Origin of the sequence: Flavobacterium fluvii (assembly GCF_900129545.1) — a bacterium.
Taxonomy (GTDB): domain Bacteria; phylum Bacteroidota; class Bacteroidia; order Flavobacteriales; family Flavobacteriaceae; genus Flavobacterium; species Flavobacterium fluvii.
In genome coordinates this window covers 24,711-32,037 of sequence record NZ_FQWB01000012.1, presented here as the reverse complement: position 1 = coordinate 32,037, position 7,327 = coordinate 24,711, and the positions used below count along the sequence as shown (strand labels likewise).

10 protein-coding genes are annotated in these 7,327 nt (G+C 33.0%); 6 read left to right on the top strand and 4 right to left on the bottom strand.

What is annotated here, in order from left to right:
* Positions 1-96: 96 nt before the first annotated feature.
* The 3 genes from BUC16_RS16880 (at position 97) to BUC16_RS16870 (ending at position 2,033) form a co-directional block, all read left to right on the top strand.
* Positions 97-1,104 (top strand): hypothetical protein, encoded by a 1,008-nt coding sequence (locus BUC16_RS16880; RefSeq protein WP_073371993.1) that lies wholly within the window; start codon positions 97-99, stop codon positions 1,102-1,104.
* Between the two features lie 78 nt (positions 1,105-1,182).
* A complete protein-coding gene (locus BUC16_RS16875; RefSeq protein WP_073371992.1) occupies positions 1,183-1,506 on the top strand; it encodes a helix-turn-helix domain-containing protein in 324 nt (107 codons plus the stop codon).
* Between the two features lie 68 nt (positions 1,507-1,574).
* Positions 1,575-2,033 carry a hypothetical protein gene (locus BUC16_RS16870; RefSeq protein WP_073371991.1) on the top strand — a complete coding sequence of 153 codons (459 nt, stop codon included), beginning with the start codon at positions 1,575-1,577 and terminating at the stop codon, positions 2,031-2,033.
* Between the two features lie 1,044 nt (positions 2,034-3,077).
* Here BUC16_RS16870 and BUC16_RS16855 read toward each other — a convergent pair.
* From BUC16_RS16855 to BUC16_RS16840, 4 genes are all read right to left on the bottom strand, one after another.
* The gene (locus tag BUC16_RS16855) at positions 3,078-3,320 is read right to left on the bottom strand and encodes a hypothetical protein (protein ID WP_244534385.1); all 243 of its coding nucleotides are present in this window, start codon (positions 3,318-3,320) and stop codon (positions 3,078-3,080) included.
* On the bottom strand, positions 3,310-3,573 hold the full coding sequence (locus BUC16_RS16850) for a hypothetical protein (RefSeq protein ID WP_073371988.1): 264 nt from the start codon (positions 3,571-3,573) through the stop codon (positions 3,310-3,312). Before BUC16_RS16850 ends, BUC16_RS16855 begins: the two co-directional genes overlap by 11 nt.
* Before the next feature lie 12 nt (positions 3,574-3,585).
* On the bottom strand, positions 3,586-4,038 hold the full coding sequence (locus BUC16_RS16845; RefSeq protein ID WP_073371987.1) for a DUF5675 family protein: 453 nt from the start codon (positions 4,036-4,038) through the stop codon (positions 3,586-3,588).
* 68 nt (positions 4,039-4,106) lie between these two features.
* On the bottom strand, positions 4,107-4,910 hold the full coding sequence (locus BUC16_RS16840) for a hypothetical protein (protein WP_073371996.1): 804 nt from the start codon (positions 4,908-4,910) through the stop codon (positions 4,107-4,109).
* A 97-nt stretch (positions 4,911-5,007) separates the two neighbouring features.
* Between BUC16_RS16840 and BUC16_RS16835 the strand changes: the two genes are divergently transcribed.
* The 3 genes from BUC16_RS16835 to BUC16_RS16825 all read left to right on the top strand — a co-directional run bounded on the left by BUC16_RS16835 (position 5,008) and on the right by BUC16_RS16825 (position 7,013).
* The gene (locus BUC16_RS16835) at positions 5,008-5,499 is read left to right on the top strand and encodes a thermonuclease family protein (RefSeq protein WP_073371986.1); all 492 of its coding nucleotides are present in this window, start codon (positions 5,008-5,010) and stop codon (positions 5,497-5,499) included.
* A 202-nt stretch (positions 5,500-5,701) separates the two neighbouring features.
* Positions 5,702-6,307: a hypothetical protein gene (locus BUC16_RS16830; protein WP_073371985.1), complete on the top strand. Its 606-nt coding sequence runs from the start codon at positions 5,702-5,704 to the stop codon at positions 6,305-6,307.
* Between the two features lie 181 nt (positions 6,308-6,488).
* Entirely contained in the window at positions 6,489-7,013 is a 525-nt protein-coding gene (locus BUC16_RS16825; RefSeq protein WP_073371984.1) for a hypothetical protein, read from the top strand.
* Positions 7,014-7,327 lie beyond the last annotated feature (314 nt).

Genomic DNA, 7,327 nt, shown 5'->3' with positions numbered 1-7,327 from the left:
TCTTGGTGTTTTCATACTTATTTCAAATTTAAGGATTTTGAAAACACTCTCTTATTTTTTGTCTAAATCAGTCCACTTTTTGCTGACGATTTACAGTTGACTCAGCAGTATGCGTTTTCTAATAACGGAATAAAAAAATTATGCAAACAATTTGAAATCCCTATGCCTGATGGCAGTTATTGGTCAAAACTCAAATTCAATAAGAAGTTCAAAAAAGAAAAGCTTAATCCAATCTTCGGTGGTGTTGATAAAATTGTTTTAACGGTAAGGAAAGAAGGAAATACAATTAATGTAGACCAAACACCATTAACCATAAGAACCAAAGAAATAGAAAATGATCCTGATGCTCCTTTAATTGTTCCGGATGAAATAACAAAACCGGATATTCTGACCATTCAAACCAAACAATATTGGCAAGGCAAAATTTCTTTCACTTCTTATCGCGAGGACAATAGAATCATACACCCAATCAGGGTTGGGAAAAACAATAGGGAAAGAGCGTTAAATTTTATGGATGCGTTCACAAAACTAATACGATACAGAGGACATACTTTTTCCAAAGAATACAGTAACACTGGAGTATTAATCGATGAGATTTTTATTGAAATCGATTTGAGAGAAGCATCAAAACGAATCCCACCAACAACCAAATATGGCTCATCAGAATACATTCCTACAGGGGAATTTATTTTTAAAGTCGGTAAATATTCAGGAGAAAGAGAATGGCGTGATGGTAAGGTTAAACTTGAAGGAATGTTAGCCCGGATTGTTGCGAAAATAGAACTTTTAGCACAAAGAGAAAAAGAATGGAAAGAACAAGCTAGAATATCTAGGTTAAAAAGAGAAGAAGAGGAAAAACTTCGGGCAGAAATTAAAAAGCGCAGGGATGATGAAGTTGATAAATTTAATAGATTAGTCAAACTTTCCGAACAATACGATAAAACCCGTATAATTAGACAATACATTGAAGCTGTAAAACAAAAAGCAATCAACACTAATAATCTCACTCCTGAAAAACAAGAATGGATTAATTGGGCAACTGACAAAGCAGATTGGCTTGATCCATTAATCAATAGACCAGATGAAATACTGGATGCTAAATAAAACACTTCAATCTTTTTAAGTAGAAGTATAACTTTCCATCATATAATATTTTTTCATTTAATCATAAGTATAGTAAAAATGGAAAATCCTTTTGAAATTATTTTAGAAAGACTGGATCGAATTGAAAAAGCCATCAAAAATTTGAATGTTGGAGAAACTAAAGCTCCTGTTGACGAATTATTTGATATTGCACAAGTAGCATCATATTTAAAAATCACAAAATCAACCATCTACAAACTAACATCCACAAGTGAAATACCACATTATAAAAATGGACATAAACTATATTTCAAAAAATCAGATATTAATGAATGGATATTTTCAAAACGAATAAAAACTTGCGATGATATCGAAAAAGAAGCTCTAGAATACCTTAGGAGAAATCCGAAAAAGTTTAAATAAAAACATAATTATATATAACTAAAATCCTACTTTTGTTTGTTGTGTTATTTTTGAATTAAAAATCATTTATGAACAAACCTGCCAAATACAGAGAACAGCTTTTGTACTTCTTGGAGAATGAGGAAAATTATCAAGAAATGTTGGATTGGATAGAAGAACTACCAGAACTAGACCAACCAGATGTATTAAGATTACTTGCTACTTTATTAAAAGAACGAGGTGAAAATACTGGCGAAAAAGATTGGATAGAAATATCAAATCAAATTGCAGAAAATATAGACCAATATGAAGAGGAAATCCTGGATAAAAAACTTGATAAAGAATTATTTATAATGCAATTTGAGGGAGTTGAGTTCGAATTAGAAAAAATTGAATTATTTCTAATTGAGACTAGAGAAGAAATAATTAAAAAAATGGGTTCCAATCCGGAAACCTACAAGGAAATGCGTAAACTAGCCAAATTGGCAATAAATACTGAAAAAAGTTTTGGTATCTACGATCCATCTAATTGGATTGAAATTTTATAATGCTAAATCAGTAATTAAATCAAAAAAAAAGCAACACAACCCCCAATAAAAAAGAAATAGGAACGCTATCGCTGACCTCTTTGCGCCCACCCGGCCAACGCTCTGCCAACGCTCCTGTGGTTTTGGGCTTCTGCCAACGCTCTAGTAGCACATTGTAGCTTGCTCCGTAAACTCCACAACTACAATAAGCTACTTCCCAACGCTCGAAAGCCCAAAACCACCCCCAAGCTATGTTACATAATAAGCCATTATGGTTCAGTATGGCTGAACACCAGCCACACCGAAACCATAAGCTTATTATGTAAAATATCCTCTCCCCAACGCTCCCACCCGAAATAGGAACTGTATTTGCATTGTTTTTTGAAGATGCCATAGCTACATCGGATAACGTTTTTCAGTAAATAGAAACCCTCCATTTCATAAGAACAGTTAGGCATCCTCAAAAATCAAATTTCCCCACAAGAGTATCGTTTATTATTTGCCAGAACGATAGTAGTAAATTGCTTTTAAGCCGTCTTGATGCTCTGTACTTCGAAGCAACAAATCAGTTGAATAGAAATTTTTATTCCAGGACAACTTACCCGGCATCAAGCCAACTTTAAAAGCAATCAGAAACATTTTAGTAAGCAAATAAAAAACGATACCCTTGTTTCGCTACTGCCAACGCACTACGAAAGTTCAGTTGGGGGAATCTCCCATTCCCCCAAACCCCCTTGGATGCAATTTTTTTTGAAAGAATGCCACAGCATCCGATTCCAAAAAGAAACCCCTCAAAAGCATTCTCTCAAAAAAAACAGCGCTGATTCCCCCCACATCCGATTGACCTCTGACAAATTTGAAGATTAAGGCTTCCTTGCTTTCCTTTTTCCGATAAACCAACCCCTTTTTGATTGCCAAATGAAAGCTGTTTAAAGTCAATATAAGGGCAATGTATTCCGCCCACTTAAATAAAACGGTATAAAATAAAGCAAATGACCAATTGAAACTGTCAAAAACGAAAAAAGCCCCGAATTACGGAGCTTTCAATTTGAGTTTTAAACTATTTTAAGAATTTACTTTCGGTTCTTCTTCTGATTTTACAGCAGTTTGAGAAACCACAGAAATAATACTTCCTCCCAGAACCAAGTAGCCAGCTACTGAAACCAATCCAACAGGCAAAGCAACTGGAGAAGCAATGATTACTCCGCCAACACTAGCCAAAGCAATTCCAACAGTGCGAAGAACTTTAAACCATTTTGGTGTTGGTGCCAATGTTCTTTCTACAACATTCATATTTTTATTTTTCATAATCTTGATTTTTTAAAATTATTGATTCGATGTTATGTACTCTTTTTTCTAAATATTCCACTTTTTGGTTCAGTAAGTCATTACCACTTTTGAACTCGGTTTTGATGATTAAAGCCATTGTTTTTACTTCAATCAGATCTTTTTCCATACTCTTAAAATCAGAGTGTAATTGCTTAATGAAATAGGCGACAACCGATAGTAACAAAGTGATTAGTGTTCCAAAAAGTACTGTGATATTATTGATGTTTTCCATTATTTGGGCTTTTTAGAATTGAAAATTATTTTCAATAGTTATTGTATTTGTTTCAACTTTAGCCAATGCAACCAATTTTGGATAAATCATTTTGTAAGCTGAAATACTTTGAGAAACTTGATAATTACCATTAACAAATTGGAAACCAAAACCGCAAAGCGGACAACCGGCTGTTTCTTTAATAGTGTTTCCTGTATGGATATACACAAAACTAAAATTGGGTAAACCTGTAATCTCAATCATTCCTTCGTGAAGTTTTCCAAAAGTCTTTTTGTAATCCACATTTTTAGCTCCATAAGTGTTTAACTTTAGACTAAAAACACCTTTTGGAATAGCAGTTTCTGAAGCTATTTTTACTTCTCTGATTTTATCTTCTAATAAATAACATTGAAAGATTCCGTTGATGTACAATTGGCTCAATGTGCTTTCTTTGCCCTGGGCAACTCTTATTATTTTAGTTTCCATAATTATGATAGATTGGAGTTAAAACAAGAAATCCCTCAATTTGATCGAGGGATTTCTTGGGTTACTTTCTAAAATGCATCCTCAACTTTCAAACAGCTACCACTTGAAAATAAGTAATAATTTGCTCCTACTTGTTGGTAAAACTCAATTCCAATACACTGCAAAACAGTTGTATTTGCCGTTGGAACTACTGCACCAGGTAAAGTTGCTGATATAGTAGTAGCAGGAATTGGAGCGTACAAGTCCAAGAAGCCACTGAATTGAATATCGTTTACTTCATTCAAATCAGCATCCATAGGATCATAACTGTTTGTAGTAGCATTATATTCAAAATCACTAACTACAGAAAGTGAAGTAATCAAACGAAAGTGAGTAGTTCCAGATGGAGCACTAACCAAATTTGCAGGATTAAAGTCAGGAATTACAAATTCGCAACTTGCTCTGTCAGGAGTGTGAGTTAATGAGTAAGGAGCATTGAAAATCCCATTCAAGGAAATGTTTTTGTTAAACTCAAATCCTTTAAGATAATTACGTTGAGTAGAGATTTCAATTTTGCGATATCCTCTAGCTTCGGTTTGATCTTCCAAGTTGATTTTCTTCATTATAGAAGTTAATCTTCCTGTTACTTGACTGTCTGACATTTGCTTCATTATTTGAGATAAGCCAGTTCGAACAGATTTTCCTGCTTTGGCACAAGCGCCAAATTCGTTCATATTCTCACGAGTTCTCTCAAATTCAGGAGCAGTTAATACTTGATCGCCCGAAGGTCCACCAACCATACCAGCGAAAAAGCCTTCTTGTCCTTTAATTTTAAAGTGTCGGATATCTCCAAGAGTTCCAACATACTTGATAACACCTTTTTGTCTTGCCATTTTTTCTAATTTTTTAAAGTTAATATTTGCTTGCAATTGCAGTAACAAAGTTCAATGATTACCTTTGATTATCAATCATTTAAAAAACTGTAAATCAATGCAATACACTGCAAAAGCACCGTGCATAGTGGAAACCCATTGGCAAATTGAGGAAGTCCTTGACGGGGATAGCATCATCATTTGCAATCGTTTCACTCAAATGAAAAAAGAGATCCGACTTTACGGCTTGGATGCGCCAGAAGTAAAGATTAATAGGAAGATGAAAGAGGACGAAGAGAAAAGCGGTTTACCTGCTCAATTATTGATGCAATTTGGTTTGCAATCCTTGCACTTCGTTTTGTCGGTTGCACCGCCTAAAACGATTGTAACCATCATTACAGAACAGGAAAATTATTATGACTACTGGAACAGGCAATTAGGGTATGTAATTTTGCCTAGTGGATTATGCTTAAATGAATTACTTTTACAAAATGGGTATGCTAAAGCAACTCATCAGTATTATTGTGGCAAGCTTGCAGAATATCAAATGATGAACCGCCAAGCACAGCTCAATGGTATTGGGATCTATAGTCAAGTAAAAGTATTCTGATTTGTTGTACTTATGTTGTACTACGTGAGTTTAAAAATTAATAAATATCAATAAATATAGCTACTTACAGGCGTTAAGAAGATATATACAAGTTGGCAGTCATATTATGAGAAACCTAAACAAAACGATATTTGTCTTATTAATAATTTTCTTTGCAAGTTGCGAAAAGAAAGTTACTGAAATAGAATTTGAGAAAAATGTAATGACAGAAATTTTTCCAAGTTTGATTGATTCAACTTGTATTGATATTAGATTAATGACAAATTTTCCGCCAAAATATGGAGAATCGATATACGATAAAACGGGACACTACATTGGAGTTGATTCTACAAAAGCAACTAAAGAAGAAAAATTAAAATTATTAGAATGGAAAAAAAGAACTTTAGAAATTAAGAACGATACGTCCAAAATCATCATTGCTTTTGATCCAAAAATAAAAAATAGTAGAGAAGATTTAAAGAATGATTTTGAAAAACATTTTCCAAATGCTAAACTTTTTATCCCAAAAGGAAATGAAACTGAATATATTTTAGATTTTAAAAACATCAAATTGAATAATAAGTTTGAAATTAAAAACGTATCTGAATTTCCAAAAGATAGAGGTGTAATTTGGGAAACTAAATACAACTTTTTATTTTCTGGGGTTGTTTACTTTTCAAGAATACAATTTGACAAACAAAAAACATTTGGAATTCTTGATGCTGGATTTTATTGCGGAAGACTTTGCGGACAAGGATTCAGAATCTTTATCAAGAAAGTAAATAACAAATGGATAATTGACAAAACAGAAGGAACTTGGATTTCGTAAAAATACGACTGCCAACACACGCTACAAACAAACTGGGCATTTGGCTTAATTTAAAGATGGTTTTGTATTTGAAAATAGTGTTTAACCGAAAGTCTAGGCTTTCTTAATCCCAGCCTGCGTGTAGCGCAAGAACGTTGGCAGTAATTATAACGCAGAATCAGGAATCGAAACATAAAAAACAATGAGAAAATTGAAAATATTTTACGTTTTAGCTTTAATAATTTTTATGAATTCTTGTAAAGAAAAAACAAGGTCAATAAAAACTTTCATTTTTTCTAATGAATCGATGCCTTTTGATTATTCAATAAAACTCAATTCTTATGATTCAATTTATCTTCAAACAAGATTTCCTAATCCTGAAAAAGATGAATATGGAATCTTAAGAAAAGAAAAAAAAGACTCTTTATTTGATTTGCTTGAAAAAATTGATTTTTCAAAATATAAAACGAGTTATTCGGACGAACATTTACAAGATGGCGAAGCTTTTAGATTTATAATAAAACGTGATGAAAAAATAGATTCAATTTTTATTTATGGCGATGATGGTCCAAAAGAATTTTATGAACTTGCCGAAAAAATCAAAATATTAATAAGCAAAACTGAATTCAAGAAATTAAATGGGAAAATAGATTTTGAAAAATTAAATTATAAAATGCTTCCACCTCCTCCACCGCCGAAGAAAATTGAAAAGATAATCTATAAATAATAACTACTGCCAACAGCTACTACAACGGATTTGGGCAATAGGCTTAATGGGAAGTTGGTTTTGTAATTGGGATAATTTGGCAAATCTGAAGAAAGGGCTTAATTTAGTCTTCGCTGTGCGAAGTCTCCCGACTTCGTACCCATTCCAATAGACTTCTAGCAAGAGCATTTCGATCGTGCCCACAAACCTTAAAAAAATAAATCTCATTGGAACTTCTTGAAAGCTGTTTTTATCAACGTTTTTTGTTGACAACAAAATTTTCGCACTACTGCCAAATTGCTTATTTTTAAATCCTCAAACAAAAGAGTTCACAA